Origin of the sequence: Streptomyces sp. 142MFCol3.1, assembly GCF_000424945.1 — a bacterium.
Taxonomy (GTDB): Bacteria; Actinomycetota; Actinomycetes; order Streptomycetales; family Streptomycetaceae; genus Streptomyces; species Streptomyces siamensis.
Genome location: NZ_AUKV01000012.1, coordinates 15,766 through 33,220, shown reverse-complemented (window position 1 = coordinate 33,220; position 17,455 = coordinate 15,766). Strand labels below are relative to the sequence as shown.

Sequence of the window (17,455 nt, the reverse complement as noted above, 5' to 3'; positions counted from 1 at the left end):
TCGTGTGGCGTGGTCGGTGGCGGGTGGGGTGCGTCTCGTGGCGGTACGCACCCCACCCGGTGGTGTCAGATGTCGATGGCCTTGAGGACTTCGTCGCCGTAGTAGTTGACGACCTTGACGGCGATGCGGCCGGACTCGGGCTTGGGGAAGGGGCGGGACTTCGTGGTGAAGAGGGTGGCCAGAGCCTCCTCGTCGATCTGCCCCTTGAGCGCCTTGCCGAGCCGCTCGTACGGGTTGAGCCCCGTGGACTTCCCGTTCTCGCCCGAGAAGTAGACGTGGCGCACGATGAAGGCCTCGGCGTCGTAGTCCGTGTCGATCGACCACATCATGATGTCGTCAGGACCCTCGGCGCGGACGTCACCCGTCGTCGGGTTGTAGATGTCGAGTCCCTTGATCACGGCGACGAGCTGGCCGTCGCTCGTCTCCGTCAGCTCGATGTCGGGCTCACCGAAGACCGTGAACAGGTTTCCGGCGCCTGTGTTGGCGAGTTCGTCGCCCATGGCGAGGTCCGGGTTCATACGGACGTTGAGCACGGCCATCTTGCCGACCTGACGCTGCTGGATGACGGAGAACTCGCCTCGCTCCTGATTGATCTCGTTGGTCGCCTCGGTCGCGTTCGCGTCGAAGGCGAAACCGAGGATGAGCAGAAGATCGATCTCGCCGAACCGGAGGGCTTCACGGGCCGCGTTCTTGATGAAGAGGGAGTCGACGGTTCCGTACTCGGGGCCGAGCGCGATACCGACGCGGGCCGGTGTCCCCTCCTCGGCGTCCTTGCGGATGCCGACGGCGGTCAGTATCCGCCCGGACACCGGCTCGACCGACTCGAACTCCAGCCGCTCGTTCCGGTAGCCGTTCTGCACGCCTGCCTTCTTGACGTGCTCCAGGATCGTCTCCTCGTACGAGGCGCCGGACGGCATCATCTCGGCGGCCTTCTCGGAGGCGGGGACGTCCTGGTCGAAGGAGACGGAGCGGTGCGGCGAGAGCGACTCGACGGTGAAGGGGCCGGCGACGCGGACGGCCTTCTTGTTCTCGTAGGGGCGGTCGTACAGCGTCTCGAACTCGGCATGCTTCTTGATCGCCTTGTCGATCTGGTCGCGGGTCATCCCCTCCTTGATGTCGGGGTTGTTCGCGATCGACTTCAGCGTGATGTGGGGGACGCGCTCGTAGACGAAGCCGCGGCGGATGTCGTGCTTTGAGGGCGAGCGGTCGAGAGGCTGTTGGCTGAGTTCGGCTTCCTTGGCCTTTCCTTCAGGGGAGTCGGAGAGGAGGTAGGCGGGGTACTTGGCACCCATGAGGCGATGCCGGGCGAGAGCGATCGCGACACGGGATGTGTCGATGGTGATCCATCGGCGGCCCCACTGCTCGGCAACGTAGGCGGTGGTACCAGAACCGCAGGTAGGGTCGAGAACCAGGTCGCCGGGGTCTGTTGCCATCAGCATGCAACGTTCGACGAGCTTCGTGGCGCTTTGAACGACGTAGACCTTGTCCTCGGTAAAGTTCCCGGTTCCCATATCGGTCCAGACGTTATTGACGCCTCTGTAGGGGAAATCGTCTTTTGTGCGAATATAGCGCAGACTATTTTGAGCGGAATGGATCCTGCCGGCGAGAATGAGTCGCTTCATTCCCTCTTCGCCAGTTTTCCAGTAGCCGACGCGTGGCTTGTAGATCTTTCCTTCGAACTCTACGGGGAAATCACCAGGGGGGCGCTGGCTGGTCAAGTTGTCTGGCTGGTAGATCCGAGCCCCTTCAGGGAGACTGAACTCGTCTCGAAGTTCCTCACGAGATGCACTTCTGCGCCTCCCGTTTTCCTCCTGTACCCACTTGTACCCCGTTCGCGAGTCACGTGCTTCGATCCAGATGGGCCGGAACTTGAGGGCTGCATAGTTCCGTGCGTACATCAGAATGAAATCGGCAACTCCGGCCAAATATTGCGAAGTCGCCCCTGAAGTCTTGGTTACTGTGATGCAGCTGACGAAGTTCTCCGCTCCAAAAGCTTCGTCTAGGATTGATCGAACGAGATGGAGATTTTCATCCCCTATCTGCACGAAAATGCACCCTGACTCGGTCAAGAGATCTCGGGATGCGGTCAATCGGTCACGTAGGTAGGAGAGATAGGAGTCGATTCCCAACTCCCAGGTGTCGCGGAAGGCGCGAAGCTGTTCTACTTCTTTTGTGACGGATGCTAGATTGCCGTCCTTAACGTCGCGTGATCGTGTGGATACCTGCCAATTCGAGTTGAACTTGATCCCATACGGCGGATCGATGTACACCATCTGAACCTTGCCCCGCAGATTCTCCCGCTCCGCAAGGCTCGCCATCACCTGGAGCGAGTCCCCCAGGATCATGCGGTTGGTCCAGTTCATCTGGTGGTTGTACCAGTCGACCTTGTCCAACTCGTCCGGGATACCGTCGTCGAAGAACTCGGTACCGAAGAGCGAGAGTTCCTCCCCGGCGCTCTCACCTCCCTCGCTCTCCCGCCGCCTCTTCGTCTCGTCCATCAGCTGCTTGACGAGGTAGCGCGGCTCGATCCGCTCCTGGCGGAAGATCGGAGGGGCCGGGACCTCCAGGTCCTCGCGGTCCTGCTCGTCCTTGCCCTTCCAGACAAGCTGGGGGTCCTTGGCAAAATCGCGCTTGCCACGCCAGGTCATGGCAGCCTCGACCGCTTCCGTGACCAGGTCGAACGCGTCCGCCGTCGGGTTGTTCACTCGTGTTTCCTCATGCTTTATGGCCTGCACGGCCTTGGTGCTGTTCGCGGCGGTCTTCGCACTGCGCTTCCGGGGAGCGGCCATCGTGCTTACTTCCCTTCCTCGTCGTCGTTGCCGTCGTGCTGCCGCCGCTGCCGGGATTCGCCCTCGGCCTCGCGCGCCGCGCTGAACAGGTCGTCGTCCCAGGGGTAGTCGTCGTCGCCCCAGTCCGCTTCGTCATCGTCGCTCTTGAGCCTGTCCACGCTCTTGAGCCCTTCTTCGCGCAGACCCGTCAACGCCCCGTCGCCGTAGAGCGACTCGATCGCGGCCGCCAGGCCGGACTTGAACGTGGTCGGGTTCTGCGACAGCTCGACATAGCCCCACTTGCCGAAGCCGCCGTGGTTGTTCACGGCCGCGCACCACATCCGCGCGGTCTCCGCCTTCACCGCCCGCTTGCCGGCCGACTTGCGCGAACCCGAGACCTCCACGATCAGGTGGCGCTGCTCGTCATCCTCGTCCCGGGGCTTCAGCCGGACGATGAAGTCGGGCAGATACCGATGCGTACGCCCCGCGAAGAGATAGGGGATCGCGAACTCCAGGTGGTCGTTCTTGACATAAGACTGCACGTTCTTGTTGCCGTCGAGCAGCATGGCCAGGATCTGCTCCCACGTGTTGCCGTCTATCCCGTCGAGCACGACGTAGTTCACCGGCGACTTGTCCTCGTCGGCCTCGTAGACCGCCTTGGTGGTGTAGAAGTCCACGTTGTCCGTGGAGCCCTCCGGCGCGTAGCGCGCGAAGATGGGCAGCACCTTGGACGTGTTGTCGCCTTCCTGGCGGTTCAGCGCGGCGAAGAACAACTCAGCCGCCCGCTGCCGCTCCTCGGAGACCTGGGAGATGATCGCCAGGGCACGCTGGTTGTCCGTGCCGACACAGTGCGTGATCCAGTCCTTGGCGAGCCGTACCAGGTTCGGGAACATCCACGGCTTGCGCCCCCGTTTCGGGTCCTCCAGCAACTCCAGCGCCACTTTGGCCAGGTGGAAGGCGACCTGCTGCACACGGATGTCACGGCCGTCGACCAGCGTGTGCCGGGCCTGCTCGCCGACGATGCCCTCCACATCGGCCCGCGTGGCGACGCCCTCGTCGACCTTGAACGGCTCCGCGTCGGTGAAGTCCGCGTAGAACTGCGCCTCCTCCACCTCCACCCGGTATCCCTCCAGACAAGGGAAAGTGATGCGCAGATCCTCCCGGTCCCTCATGGCCCGGACGTGCTTCGGCTCCGGTCGAGGCTTGGACCTCAGCTCCCGGTTCGGATCGGTCTGGATGAACTGGAACGGGATGCCGTACACGTCCGCGTACTCCGGTTCCAGCAGCCCCTCCTCGTTGACCGCGTACGAGATGCGGCGCAGGCCGCGGCCCACCACCTGCTCGCACAGCAGGTGACTGCCGAAGGCTCGGACCCCGAGGATGTGCGTGACCGTGTTGGCGTCCCAGCCCTCCGTCAGCATGGACACGGACACCACGCACCGCACGTCCTGCCCGAGCTTGCGCTGCTTACCGACGGTGTTCAGGACCTCGCGCAACAGATCGGCGTCCTTCAGCGCCTCCACGTCGCGGTCCGGGAACCGGATGCGGTACTCCTCCTTGAACGCCTCCAGCTCCTCGGCCGCCGCTGCCTTGAACTGGGCGTCGAGCTGGGGGTTGTCGGACTCCAGCTGCGCCGAGTCGACCAGGATGGTGCGCGGGACGGCATAGCGGCGGCCCTGGGCGTCGTAGTTGGAGAAGTGTTCCAGCATGCCCGGCTTGCCGAGACCGTCCGCGTCCGGGAGCTCGTGTCCGGCGATCTGGTCGTACACCCACTTTGAGACCGTCGTGTTGTTGCAGACGATGATGAACACCGGGGGTGTGGATCCGGTGCCCCGGGTCTCCTCCTCCCACCGAGCGAACGCCTGCGCGTAGTTCCGGTACAGGCTGTGGGCGGCACCTTCCAGTACAGGGGGGAGCGTCTTGTCCGCGAGCGTCTCCGGCTTCTGGGCGCGCGTCGGCATCTTGTCCCTGATGTGCTCCCACAGGTTCAGGTACGAGACGTCCTTGTGTTCCGCGTCGTCGTCCACCGGTACACGCGGGATCTTGACGAGGCCCGACTCGATGGCGTCCAGGAGTCCGAAGTCGCTGACTACCCACGGGAAGAGGGTGCCCTCCGGGTAGCCCGAGCCGTTCAGGTAGAAGGGGGTCGCGGAGAGGTCGTAGACGGTCTTGATGCCGGTCTTGCGCATGATGTGGTTCAGACCGTCGAACCACTGACGAGCGTGCTTGTTCTCCTCCTCGGCCTGCTTCTTCTCCTCCCCCTTCAGCTCATCCACGGTGACGGCCCCCTCCAGGGCGGCCCCGCGGGTCTGGTAGCAGTGGTGAGCCTCGTCGTTGAAGACGATGATCTCCCCCTTGCTCCCGCCCAGATCGCGCAGGACCCGGTTGACCATCATGGCGGGCGTCTCGATGAAGGGGTCGTCCTTGGACCTGGCCAGGAGCAGCTTCTTGGTCTTGGACGCGAGTCCCTGACCCTCCCGCGTCGTCCGGAGCATGAACGTGTGGTAGTTGGTGATCGCCACCTGAGCCTGACCGAGCGCACCCCACAGGTCCGCCGGGACGATGTCCCGCTCCTTGTAGTAGTTGTTCGGGTCGGAGGGCATCAGCACGCGCAGCCGGTCCCGGATGGTCACACCGGGCGCCACCAGGAGGAAGCGCTTGGCGAACCGGCGGTCCTGCGGGCCGGCGACCTTGTTCAGGGTGTTCCAGGCGATCAGCATCGCCATCACCACGGTCTTGCCCGCGCCCGTCGCCATCTTCAGAGCGACTCTGGGCAGGCCGGCGTTGTGCTCCTGGTTGGCCTCGTCCAGGTGGGCACCGATCCACGTCTTGCCGAGCTTCGTGCCCACCTCGGTCAGGTATATGGCGGTCTCGACGGCTTCCACCTGGGCGAAGAACAGCTTCCGCTCCCGGGTCGCGTCCGTCCAGTACTCCAGAAGACGACGAGTCGTGGGCGTGATGTTCGGATACCCGGCCTGGCGCCACCGGGAGACCTCGGCTCGGATGTTGCCGATGACGTCCTGGCCCTTGCGCTCCTCCAGGATGCCGTCGAGAAACAACTCGTGCTGAACACCGGCGCCGGTCTTGCGCCCCTTCCTGGCACGCGGTACAGGCATCCAGGTCTCGCTCGGGCGGCGGCCGGCAACCCGCTCGCCGGTCGGCTGGCCCCGCTGGTCCAGCTCCCAGTGCCAGGCCGGTTCCGCGTACGGCGAATTGATGATCGGGTTCTCGATCACTGCTGCCATGTTCTGGATATCTCCCTCACGCCACGTCTGCGTGGACCGTACAGTCTGCCACCGACAATGACCCCATTCGTCCCATGATCACGTCGCCCGCACCCGGTGCTCCCCCCGCTCCAAATGCCCCATAACCACCTGATGTGCCCGCCACCCATCCGGAAACTTAGGCGGCACATCCAGGTACACAGGGCTGCTCCGCGGATGCCGGTCCAACGGGTCCCGGATGCCGGCGCGGGCCACCACGATGCAGGCGAAGCGGTGCCGGGAGAGCAGGACGCACAGGCGGCCCGTCTCCAGGTGGAAGGCGGAGGCGTCCTGGCGGCCGGACAACGGGTGCCAGACGAGGGTGACGTCGAACTCGCGGCCCTGGAGGCGGTTGGCGGTGTCCACGGTGATGCCGGTCAGGCCGTGGGCGGCGAGGCGGGAGCGGACCGCGTCCGCCTGCACGGTGCGTGCCGTGCCGATCGCGATGCGGTCCGCCGTCAGGGGGTCGCCGTTGACCAGCGCGCCGCGCTCCAGCAGCCGGGCCGCCGTCTCCGCGAGGGCATCCGCCACCTCCGGGTCCTGGTCCAGGGTGTGGCGGCCGGGGAGTTCCAGGTGGCCCCAGCCGGAGTCGGCGGCTCGGGCGAGGACGTCGTCCAGCGGGCCGGAGCCGTGGGGGAGGCTGGCGTACGACAGCACGCGCTCCGGTGCTGTCGTGCCGGGGACGAACCGGTAGAAGGGGTAGAAGGCCTCCTCGACCAGGGGCGCCGCCGTCTCCGGCAGGCGCCAGGAGACGGGGAGCTGGTGGCGGAGGAGGTCGGGGTTGTGGGCGAGGGTGACGTCGACCGCGTTGCGCAGGGGGTCCCAGGTCAGGCCGTGCCAGCGGTCGGACTCCACAGTGGCGAAGGGGTCGAGCTGGCCGGGGTCGCCGACGAAGAGGACCTGCGAGTCGGCCTGGGCGAACAGCGGGGCCGTCGCCAGGAGCCCGTCCGAGCGCATCTGGTACGCCTCGTCGACGATGGCCCACCGCCACGGCACGCACTTGTCCGGGGTGACGAACGACCACTTCTTCGCGGTGGACACCACGACGGGCAGGTCACGCAGGTCCGTCACCTGGCTGCTCCCGGTGACGTTGGGGTGCCGGGTGACGCGGGGCGGGAGGACGTGGCCACCGGCGTGGAGGCGGCCGAGTGCCAGGCCGGGATGCTCCCGCGCGATGCGGTCCACCAGGTCGTCGACCTGTTCGTTGGTCTGCGCGACGATCATGAGCTGGTGGCCTGCGGACGTCAGGTGCCCGGTGGCCCGCACCACCAGCGTGGACTTGCCGGCTCCGGGAGGCGAGTCAACGACGACGCCCCGGCCGGGCGCGGTGTCGAGGCTGGCCAGGATCCCCGCGACCGCCCGGTCCGCGCGTTCGCCGGGGGTGAGAGCTTCGGGCTCCCCGGTGTCAGGAAGGAGGGCGGTCATTCCCAGGTCTCCTCTGCGTCCTCGTCGGTGGGTTCGTACGGATGGGGCGGACCGCCGTGGGTCCAGGGGGTGTTCTCCTCGTCGGGCAGGGCGGACGGCATGGCCGTGGGGTTGAGCGTGGTGTACGTCAGCTCCTCGCCGGTCTCCGCGAGCGTGCCGGGCGGTGCCGGCGGTGTGCGCTTCCTGTCGAAGCCGCCCTTGAGCTGGAGCACCACGGTGTGGCCGCCGTCGTCCTCCTGTCTGACTTCGAGGATGCGGGCCTCCTGGCGGGGCCGGGCAGGGGACTTCACCTCCGTGCCGACCGCGAGGGCGACGCGGGCGTCGGTGCCGGTGCGCAGGCTGATCGTCGGGCGCCAGACCTGGGAGCCGGGACGGTCGCCGGGGGCGAAGCGGTCCTCGTCCCTGGCCGTCACCGTGCCCGTGAACGCCTCGCCGGTCAGCTCGTACTCCGCCATCACCAGCGGGTCGTCGAACGCGCGCTCCGCCTCGTAGCGGGTGACCGCGTCCTCCAGCCGGGCCAGGCGGCGGGCGGCTCGGACGGCCTGGTCGCGGCGGGCCTGCGGGCGGCCGTCGGCGTCCAGGTACTCGGCGTACTCGGAGAACCAGCGCCGGTCTCGGGACCAGCGGTCGGAGACGTGGGTGCCCTCCGGCAGCCCGCGGAGCAGTTCCACGCCGTGCCACATCAGCCGCCAGGTGGGAAGCATCTGGCCGCTCAGCTCACGGTCGATCTGGCGGCCGACCGCCTCGCGTCCGCGGTCGTCGGACGCCTCGTCGTAGCGCGTCATCAACTCGTGCAGGGTCCGGTCGAAGACCGGGTCCGTGGACGGACCGGCCGGCGGCCACACAGCGGGGTCCTCCGCCTCCCGTGCCGCCCGCGCGCCGTCGTTGTCCTCCGGTGGATCAATCCAGGAGAGCAGGGACGCGAGGTGGGAGTCCTCGGAAGAACTCTGGCCGGTGGCCCAGTTGGCGGCGAGCAGCCGTGTCATCGCGAGCATCACACCGGAGTCCGGGAACTCGGCCAGGTCCGCGAACCAGGTCAGCCACTTGCCGAGGGTGGGCACGGATGGGTCGACCGCGTACGGCCCCTCGGTGGCGCGCAGTCTGGTCAGCCGGCCGAGCAGGCGCACGTACGCGATGCCCTCGCCGTTCGGGACGAGGAGCTGCGGAGCCCGCTGGAAGCGCAGGCGTTCCTCCTTCTCCTTGCCGCGGCCGACGGTGTAGGGCTCCGTCTCCGTCCGGCACCCGTCGATGTACGCGAGGAGGAGTGCGGCCAGGCGCTCGGCGAACCGGAAGCGTTCGGCGCGGTTGCGCGGCTGGCGGACGGTGAGGAGGGTCGGGTGCTCGGGGTCCGTACCCGCCAGCGCGGCCAGGGGTGCGCACGCCTCGCCGGCGAGGGTGAGCGGCACCAGGACGAACGGCTTCTCGTCCAGGTGCTGGTGGCGGACGGTCGTCAGCGGTTCGGCACGGCCGGTGCGGGACGCCGTGAGCGCCGCGACGGTGGACAGGACGCTCATGCGGCCCCCCGGCGGAGTCGGCGCAGCCGGGCGGCGGCGCGCAGCAGGTCGGCGGCTTCCGCCTCGGCCTCTCCGGGGGCGGCGACGCCGTCCACGTAGTCGAGCGCGGTGCGGGTGGAGTCGATGCCCGGCAGGTCGTTGCGCACGCCGCTGCCCAGGCGGGCCGGCGAGGCGCATCCGTCGGCCTCGTCGCGGCAGTAGCGCGCCATTTCGCAGAAGGACAGGCAGGAGGGCGTGTACGACGCGTCCAACGCCTCTATGGAAGAGGAGAGTTCGTCCGCGCTTCGGGTCGTGTCCAGGGTTGCCGTCTCGGGCAGTTGGGCCGCGAGGTCCTCTGCGCGCCGCAGCCGGGAGAGCTGGAACTGGAGGGCGTCGAGTTCCTGCCGGAGGTCGATCAGGCGGCCGTAGGGGCGGTTGGAGAAGTCCTTGGGGCAGACGAGCAGGAACTCGTGGGAGATCTGCTCGGTGGGCAGGCCGGCCGTCTCGAAGGCGCGGTGCAGGGCGAGGACGTACACCGCGGCCTGCTTGGCCGCCTCGGCGACGGCGGTCGGATTGGCCTGGCCGTCGATCGCGGCGAACGAGCGGATCAGGACGATGTGGAACTTCCCCTCGATGCGGTGGGTGAGCGCGTCCGGTTCCAAGTACGCCGTCTGACCGGCGACTTCGAGGGTGAGCACGGGGCGGTCGAGGATGAGGCGTACGTCCTGGCCGGAGGCCACGTGCGCGATGAGGCGGCGGGTCTCCCGCTCGCGCAGGTGCAGGGCAGTGTTGCCCCCTGCCTCGTTGAGGTCGGTGACATGGGCCTCCGCTACGGGGACGGAGAGCTGCTCGCGCAGCAGCCGGATGAGTTCGGCGTAGCTGCCCCACTTCACGAGGCCGTGGAATGCCTGTTCGCGGGCGAGGGCGAAGGGGGACTGGCCGAAGCGCGGCTCGTATCCGACCTGCTGGGCGAGCAGTGCCTTGTCCACCCCGGCGGCGTCGAGGACGGCGCGGCGGGCGCAGGCGGGATTGGCGGTCAGGGCGGTGATCTTGCGGGCGGTGTACGGCTGAGGGGGCTGCGGTCCACGCAGCCGTGCGAGTCGGTCGTCGGGAGGTTCGGACTGCTGCGAGGGCATCGTCTCTACTTCGGGAACGTCTTCGGGAACGTCTTCAGGAGCTCACCGGCGTGCGAGGCGTCTGACGTCATCCGTCGGAAAGGGGTCGTCAGGACAGGGTCCCACTCGCGTCGCGCAGGGCGTCACGCATCGGTGCCGCACCGAACAGCTGCTGTACGTCGGAGAGTTGGGTACGGGCGCGCTGCGCGGCCGCTTGCCGTTGCTGGTCGTCCTCCTGCTGGTGGACGGCCGCTTCGGCGTGGGCGGCGGCGATCACGCGGGCGGGGTCGGGCTCCGGGGCCGCGGCGTCGTAGGCGCCCGGGATCGTGAGGGCGAAGCGGCGCAGCAGCCGCCAGGCCGCGTCTGGGGCCGGATGCCCCGCAGTGGTGAGTCGCTGGATCTGCTCGGCGGTTCCCACCGCGTGAATGAGGAAGTCGGTGCGTGGGCTGAGTGGGCCGATGATCCGCCGCTCCACGGGCCAGGTGGACAGGGCTAGGAGTCCGCGTGCGGGGACCAGGCGGTCGTGGGTCAGTGCCGCGCAGATGTAGTACGGGCGGGCATAGCCCTGTGCCGTGAAGGATCGCTCCTCGTCGCGGCGGAGGGACGCGAGTTTGGTGGCGACCAGCGACTCGGTGAAGAACGCCTCGTACGTGGACGAGATGAGCTTCGGAGAGGCAGGGGCGCCCAGCAGGGTGAGCGCCTGGTGGACTTGTTCGCGGATCGGGATGGAGCCGTGCGCCGGGCGCTCCGTGCGGCGTGGTGCGCCTGTGGTCGCCGATGCCTGCGGGGCCGGGGGCTCGGCCGGGAGTGCCTCGCCGTCCGGTTCCGCCTCGGTCTCGAGGGCGTGCTCCCAGGCGGCCTCGGCTTCGCGCAGCGCGCGACGGATGCGCGCGGTTTCGGCCTTGTCCCGTGCGCGCACGGCACCGCGCAGCTCGGTGCGCAGGTGGGACAGGCGCTGCTCGAGTTCCTCCAGTGATGCCGCCATGTGGGGCAGCTTAGCGCAGCAACCAACCTATGCCAAGAACTTCCAATGAGTTCCAAGATTAACTGCTACGGTCGAGTGCGGCGGCGCACCCGGCTGGTCCAAAGGGTGCCGTCTGTTCCGAGACAAGGGGGAGGCAATGAGTCACGACACGACGGCATGGCACAAGCCGCACTGGCTGACCGGGAATGACGACCTCGTTCGCGTGGGGCCCGGTACGGGCGGGAGCGAGGAGCACACCTGCCCCTCGCACGCCGCTGCCAAGGCCCGGCCCGGTCTCTGGCCGGCCCGGCGTCTCCGTCTTCCGAAGCCGGAGCTCGAGACGTTCACCCTCGGGCCTGTGATGGACGCCGTGGACCGGGTCGAATTCCACGGTGAGACACCCGACCAGGCCCTTGCAGGGCTGCGCTCCCGCACCCCCGCCCTGCACCCCGGTCACCTGACGTATGCCGAGCACGCCCTCCGTACGTACATAGAAGCGTGCGCCGACGATGGTGAGCAGCGGCTGCGGCCGGTCCGACCGTACTGGGTGGCCCAGCGGGAGAACGGCAAGTTCTGGGAGATGTACGCCTGGTGGCGCAGGTACGAGTCGGCCGACGGACGCCTGCGCGAGTACCGACGGTTGCGGCACGGCGAGGCCAAGGACTCCGAGCCCGGCGAGATCGCCATCGCCGTGTACGTGGCCGTTCACGGGCGCCAGGCGGCCTGGCCGCGGAAGTGGGCGCGCGCGTTCCAGCCGTATGGCCCCACAGCCCGGCCCGAGCGGGTGCGTGTCGTCGAAGTCGGGTTCTCCGACGGACGGCCGCGCGTGCAGTTCGACGGGGCGGCCGAGGAAGCCGAGGCCTACTACGCCGAGCACGGGCACGCGCACGTGGCGCGTGTCGTGGCGGGCGGCAGGCCGGCACCCGGCTCATCCTGCGTGGACTGCAAGCAGTTCACGGGCTGCGAGGCCGTGCCGCGCAGGCCGGGGGTCCTCGGCCTTCCCTCGCGGGTGGCACCGCTGAGGAAGGTGTCGGTCAGCGATCTGCGCTATCACGCGGCCTGCCCCGCACAGGGGTTCCTCCGTTCTCTGCACCTGCCCAAGTCTGACGAATACGGCAGCGCGGCCAGGCTCGGCCAGGCGGTGCACGGCTGGATCGAGAAGCTGCACCGGCGCCCGGAACAGCCGCCGTGCGCGGTCGGCGACATGCCCCCGGCGGGCGAGAACTGGACAGAGGGACGCTGGCGGGTCTCCGACGAGGACGCCGCGACCGGTCGGGACATGCTGCTCCACCACGTCGACGCCTGTCCCTTCCAGGACGCCGCACTCATCCAGCGGGTCGAGCCCGAAGCCCTCCGAGTCGTCCACGACACCGCGGCGCAGGCCGTCGTCATCGCCAAACCCGACCTGCTCTACCAGGAGGACGGCTCGTGGGTGTGGCGGGAGCTCAAGACGACACGGAAGCGGCGCCGCCACCACGAGGACCTTCTCGACACCTACCCCCAACTCGCCTTGGCGGTCGCGCTCCTGGCTCAGGGTGCGCTGGGCGGCGATCCGGACGGCTCGCGCGTCGAGGTGGAGATCCTCCGGCCGGACGGTTCCGATCCCCACGTGATCGACCCGACGGACCCCGGCCGACAGCGGAAGGCGCTGTCGGTGCTGCGGCGGTACGCCGGCCCGTGGCGGGAGGACGAGACATGGGACGCCCGCCCCGGACCGCATTGCCGGTCCTGCCCGGTCTCCCGGTGGTGTCCGAGCGCCGCGCCCGACGGCGCCGTCGCGGGAGAGGGGGAGTCGTGACCACGACCGACATGAGGGAGGCACGGTCCGAGGACGCCGTCGGCACGGACGAGGGGTTGCTCCGACAGATCGCCAGCGCCCTGGCGTGCCTGTCCCGGCAGCGGACCGTACCCAACCCGGTCTACCCGGCGAAGGTGCAGAACGCGTACAACCGCCTCGTCCTGCACTGCCTGCGCCGGGGCGAGGAACCGCCGGGCAGCGTGCCGCAGATGGTCCGCTGGGCTGGTGAACGGCCGCTGATCGAGTGGCCGTTGGAGCTGCCGCCCGACAACTTTCCCGGAGCGGCCCTGCTCGTCGATCCGGAGACCCGGCTGCCGCACCAGCTGTGTCTGGAGTGGGAGGTGAGCGCGGCCGACCCGGCGGCCGAGCTCTTCGAGAACGAACGCATCCGGGAAGCACTCGCCGTGTGCCGTGCGGCCAAGGCCCCGCAGGCCTACACCGCGTTCCGGGCCCTGCTCACCTCCAGGCCCGTGCTGACCGGCGCCGAGCTGGCACTGCTCGGCGGCGATCCCGACTGCGGAATGCTGCTGCACGACGTGATCAAGCGCTGCTACGAGCCTGTGCCCGCCTCCTATCTGAGGCGCGGCACGTACCGGCAGTGCGCTCGCTGCCGCTGCCTCATGGTGCCGCTGCTGCACGGCAGCCACCGCTGCGAACTGGACCGGTGCCGCCGCGACGGCACATCGGACGAAGGCACGCCGCTTCGTGCCGACAAAGGCGGGGTCTTCCAGCTCAGCCGCCCCCTGCGGATGTTCATCACCAGCCCCGGGCTCGCGGAGACCGATCTACAAGCCGCCCTGGAGAAGAAGTTCGGAATCACCGCCGAGATGTGGCCCAACTACGACGCGTACGACCTGCGCGTCTCCCTGTCTGAGCGACGGCACTGGGCGGTGGACGTCAAGGACCGGGTGAACCCCGTTCTCCTGGCGCGCTCCCTCACGCCGTTCAGGAACGAGCCGCCGTACGACCGGGCGTTCCTCGTCGTGCCCCGCTACCGCTTCCGCGACAACGAGGCGTATGGGCGGCAGTTCCGCCGAAACCTGCCGGAGGACCTGGCCGATCGGGTCACCCTGCTGGACGACCAGGCCTTCCTGCGGCTGGTCGCCGATGAGATCTCCACCCCGCGTGACAAGGCGGGGGACCCGCGTACCGAAGGAGGACGCCGTGCGTGACCGTAGGGGATGGCACCGGCGCTGCTCGCCGCAGCAGCTCACCGAGGTGTGGCCGGCGAACCTCGGCAGCTTCCGCCCCGGCGACCTTCTCGACGTCGAACTGGGCCTGTATCTCTTGCAGGACGTGACGCCCACCCGCACGGCCGCCGACGTCTGGCCGCTGTTGGGCGGTTACCCGTACAGCGAGGTGTTCGGAGACGTTCGCAGCGACGAACAGCGGCTTCGTGTTCTGCGCGCCCGCCACTATCTGTGGGACATGCGGCGACGGCACGCCTGGTCGGAGGCGCTGATCGACTACCTGAAGGTCCCCCAGCACCTGCGCGGATACGACATCGACGGACCCGGCTCCGTACCACGCCGTCGCGAGCCGTCGCGCGCCGCACGCCGTTTCGAGATCTTCGAAGAACTGCTCAGCACCGCTCCGCGCTTCGCGACGCGGTCCATTCCGTTCGCCGAGGAGGGAGAGCACACCTTCCGGGTGCAGGACCGTACCCACTCCGTGGTGTTCGACGAGGAACTGCTGACGGACACCCTGCCGCGCGCCCACGCGCTTGACGCACCACCGGCCGGGCGTGGAGAGCCCGTCGACGTCACCTGGGAAGAGCTCGAGAAGGCCGCCGACGAGATGGACGCCGTCGAGGCGACGGCACAGGGGCCGCGCAACGGCTGGGCCGGGCGGCTCCGGCGGGTGAAACTGCTCGTGCGCGACGCGGAACTCGGCCGCTTCACAGAACAGGGACGGCTGAGGATCGACCGGCTGCTGCACCTCGTGGGGATGGTGGGAGCCGGCAAGTCCACCCTCCGGGACATCCTGACCTACCACCTCGTGACCCGGACACCCCGCCGGGTCACCATCGTCGTCGGCGATGTGGCCGAGACGCTCGCCGTGGTGGAGCAGTTCGACCGGCTCGGTGTGCGGGCGGCGCCGATCCTCGGGCACTCCACCAGGGAGCGCAACATCAACCGGCTGCACCGCCGCACTGCCACGGCCGGCGCCGCCACCATGCTCGGGCACGACCACGCGGGCTTCGCCTACCTCAGCAGCGCCTGCCCCGTCGACGTGCTGCGCGGCCTGGAAGCCCGCCGCCCGCTCGGCGTCCGTGAAGCACCGTGCATCACGCTGTACACCGTCCCTGAGCAGGAGGCCACGGACGGCGATCCCCTCCTCGACGAGGAGTACAGCACGCAGCGTGACGCACAAGGCCCGAAGCCGCAGCGGAGACTGTGCCCGTTGTGGAACCGCTGTCCGCGCCACCGCGGGGCTCGTGATCTGGTCGACGCACAGGTGTGGGTCGCCACCCCGGCCGGTCTCGTGCACAGCTCCGTCCCACTGCACCAGCACCAGGAACAGCTCCGGTACCTCGAACTCGCGTGCCGACTCAGCGACCTGATCATCGTCGACGAGGCCGACCGGGTGCAGATGCAGCTCGACACGGCCTTCGCGCCGGCCAGCACTCTGGTGGGCAAGGCCCCGAACTCCTGGTTCGACGAGGTCGCCGTCCACAAGTTCCAGCAGATGGCCCGGGATGGCCGGCTCCAGCTGTCCGCCCGTGACGTCGACGACTGGACCAACGCCGTCAACACGGTCAGCGCCGCCACCGACCGCCTCTTCGCCCTGCTCGTCAAGGACGACAAGCTCAGGCGATGGATCAGCGTCGACTACTTCAGTGCCTTCACCCTCCACAACCTGCTGCTGGACAGCTGGTTCCCGGGGCGGAAGGAGGGCGAACGCCCGCCTGCGGCGGCCCGGACGCTGGACGGTGCGCTCGGCCGGTTCCGCGACGACCCGCTGCACGAGCAGCAGAGCACGGGAGACGACGATGAAGTGACACCCTTGGTGAACACCTTCGTCCACCTCGCCCTGGAACTCCTGCACGCGCCCCAGGGAGCACGGACGCGTGAGAGGCTGCGCGACACCCTCACCGACATCGTCGGAGACGACAGCACGGTGCTCGCGGACGCCGACCTCCAGGCCCGGCGCTTCGAGTTCACCCTGCTCCTTTCCGCTCTGCACAGCCGTCTCGACTTCATGACCACGCTGTGGCCGCGCGTCGAGGCCGCCCTCAATCTCGAGAGCGCCTCGAACGTGCTCTCCCGCAGGCCCCCCAAGGACTACGAGGCGGTCATCCCCGAGTCGCCCATGGGTAACGTGCTCGGCTTCCAGTTCCGCCACGACGACCGTGAGCGCGATGGTGACCGCAGCGGTGAACTCCGCTTCTTCCACTGCAACGGCGTGGGCCGCGAACTGCTCATGCGGCTCGGTGACCTGTGCGCCGTGGACGGCCGCCCGGGCCCGCACGTCCTGCTCATGTCCGCAACGAGCTGGGCGGGCACGTCGAGCAGGTACCACGTGCACGCCGACGTCGGTGCCGTTCTGCGTCCTCACGACGAGGAAGTCGAAGCCGTCCTGGGCAGCGAGTTCCGCAAGGAGTTCTTGTACTGGCCCGGAAACGACCGGCCCAAGCCGCTGCGCCTGTCCGGCTGCGACCCCGAAGAACGGCCCCAGGCCCTTCTGCACATGCTGCACCAGCTCGCGGTGCCCGACCGGAGTCTGCCCGACGCCGAGAGCATGCTGGACGCCGAGCTGAAGGAGATCGACGATCCGGACCGCCGCCGCATCCTGTTGCTCGTCGGCAGCTACGACGAGGCACGTCGGGCCGCCGAGTACCTCAACCAGATCCCCGAGTGGAACGGCCGCGTCACCCGACTGGTGTCCGACGACGCGGACTCCGACACCGCCTGGACCCGGCTGCCGGAGGACGCCGCCGCACGGACGCTGCCCCGCGGTGACGTGAAGGCTTTCCCTTCGGTCGGCGGCGACATTCTCGTCGCGCCGCTGCTCGCTGTGGAGCGGGGACACAACATCGTCCTGCGCGATGGCAAGGCGGCCATCGGCACGGTCTACTTCCTGGCACGCCCACACCCTCGGCCCGACGACATCGCGCTCGCCATCCAGTCCATCAACGACTGGGCCGTACGCCAACTCCGGGATGCTGACGGATCCTTCCGGCAGAACGCGCTCGCCGCCGCCACCCCCGACCAGGCGGCTGTGGCGTTCCGCAGCCGCGCACGCCGTCAGTGGAACCGCTTCCTCACCCGACGGCTGGCCTGGTCCAGCCTGCGGGACGAGGAGAAGACGGCGTTCACCTGGGACCAGCTCGTCGTCATGTGGCAGGTCATCGGTCGTCTGGTGCGCGGCGGCGTGCCGGCCCGGGTGGTCTTCGTCGACGCGGCTTTCTCTCCCAGAGAAGCCGGATTCCAGGACACGGACACCCCAGACACCAGCCTACTGGCGAGCATGCGTGAGGTGCTCGCCCCCTTCTTCGAGGACGGGAACACGGCGGAGCGGCACCTTGCCCCGATCGACAAGTCCCTGGTCCGTGAGCTGTACGAACCGCTCTACCGCGCCCTGGTGGACATGGGCTGACGGCATCCGTCACCACACTGCACCCCCGAC

Annotated in this window: 9 protein-coding genes; 3 read left to right on the top strand and 6 right to left on the bottom strand. The window is 68.6% G+C overall.

The window, feature by feature from the left end; all coding sequences use genetic code 11:
- Positions 1–65 precede the first annotated feature (65 nt).
- The 6 genes from H305_RS0118855 to H305_RS0118830 all read right to left on the bottom strand — a co-directional run bounded on the left by H305_RS0118855 (position 66) and on the right by H305_RS0118830 (position 11,049).
- Positions 66–2,705, bottom strand: coding sequence for a site-specific DNA-methyltransferase (locus H305_RS0118855; protein WP_234020957.1), 2,640 nt, complete (start codon positions 2,703–2,705; stop codon positions 66–68).
- A gap of 89 nt (positions 2,706–2,794) precedes the next feature.
- Positions 2,795–6,013, bottom strand: coding sequence for a BPTD_3080 family restriction endonuclease (locus tag H305_RS0118850; protein WP_234020956.1), 3,219 nt, complete (start codon positions 6,011–6,013; stop codon positions 2,795–2,797).
- 78 nt (positions 6,014–6,091) lie between these two features.
- Entirely contained in the window at positions 6,092–7,456 is a 1,365-nt protein-coding gene (locus H305_RS0118845) for an AAA family ATPase (protein WP_028801748.1), read from the bottom strand.
- The gene (locus tag H305_RS0118840) at positions 7,453–8,970 is read right to left on the bottom strand and encodes a hypothetical protein (protein WP_028801747.1); all 1,518 of its coding nucleotides are present in this window, start codon (positions 8,968–8,970) and stop codon (positions 7,453–7,455) included. The genes H305_RS0118845 and H305_RS0118840 overlap by 4 nt, the downstream gene beginning before the upstream one ends.
- Positions 8,967–10,085 carry a hypothetical protein gene (locus H305_RS0118835; RefSeq protein ID WP_028801746.1) on the bottom strand — a complete coding sequence of 373 codons (1,119 nt, stop codon included), beginning with the start codon at positions 10,083–10,085 and terminating at the stop codon, positions 8,967–8,969. Before H305_RS0118835 ends, H305_RS0118840 begins: the two co-directional genes overlap by 4 nt.
- Before the next feature lie 88 nt (positions 10,086–10,173).
- Positions 10,174–11,049: a hypothetical protein gene (locus H305_RS0118830; protein ID WP_028801745.1), complete on the bottom strand. Its 876-nt coding sequence runs from the start codon at positions 11,047–11,049 to the stop codon at positions 10,174–10,176.
- Between the two features lie 136 nt (positions 11,050–11,185).
- Between H305_RS0118830 and H305_RS0118825 the strand changes: the two genes are divergently transcribed.
- Genes H305_RS0118825 through H305_RS0118815 form a run of 3 tightly spaced genes read left to right on the top strand, consistent with a single transcriptional unit; the run spans position 11,186 to position 17,425 of the window.
- Positions 11,186–12,826 carry a PD-(D/E)XK nuclease family protein gene (locus tag H305_RS0118825; RefSeq protein ID WP_028801744.1) on the top strand — a complete coding sequence of 547 codons (1,641 nt, stop codon included), beginning with the start codon at positions 11,186–11,188 and terminating at the stop codon, positions 12,824–12,826.
- Positions 12,823–13,998 (top strand): HU-CCDC81 and SPOR domain-containing protein, encoded by a 1,176-nt coding sequence (locus H305_RS0118820; RefSeq protein WP_028801743.1) that lies wholly within the window; start codon positions 12,823–12,825, stop codon positions 13,996–13,998. The genes H305_RS0118825 and H305_RS0118820 overlap by 4 nt, the downstream gene beginning before the upstream one ends.
- A complete protein-coding gene (locus H305_RS0118815) occupies positions 13,991–17,425 on the top strand; it encodes a hypothetical protein (protein ID WP_028801742.1) in 3,435 nt (1,144 codons plus the stop codon). Before H305_RS0118820 ends, H305_RS0118815 begins: the two co-directional genes overlap by 8 nt.
- Positions 17,426–17,455: the final 30 nt, after the last annotated feature.

What these genes read in the sequence shown, in the direction of transcription:
- H305_RS0118825 (WP_028801744.1), top strand. Translation starts at nt 11,186, where the DNA reads ATGAGTCACGACACGACGGCATGGCACAAGCCGCACTGGCTGACCGGG.
- H305_RS0118845 (WP_028801748.1), bottom strand. Translation starts at nt 7,456, where the DNA reads ATGACCGCCCTCCTTCCTGACACCGGGGAGCCCGAAGCTCTCACCCCC.
- H305_RS0118840 (WP_028801747.1), bottom strand. Translation starts at nt 8,970, where the DNA reads ATGAGCGTCCTGTCCACCGTCGCGGCGCTCACGGCGTCCCGCACCGGC.
- H305_RS0118835 (WP_028801746.1), bottom strand. Translation starts at nt 10,085, where the DNA reads ATGCCCTCGCAGCAGTCCGAACCTCCCGACGACCGACTCGCACGGCTG.
- H305_RS0118830 (WP_028801745.1), bottom strand. Translation starts at nt 11,049, where the DNA reads ATGGCGGCATCACTGGAGGAACTCGAGCAGCGCCTGTCCCACCTGCGC.
- H305_RS0118850 (WP_234020956.1), bottom strand. Translation starts at nt 6,013, where the DNA reads ATGGCAGCAGTGATCGAGAACCCGATCATCAATTCGCCGTACGCGGAA.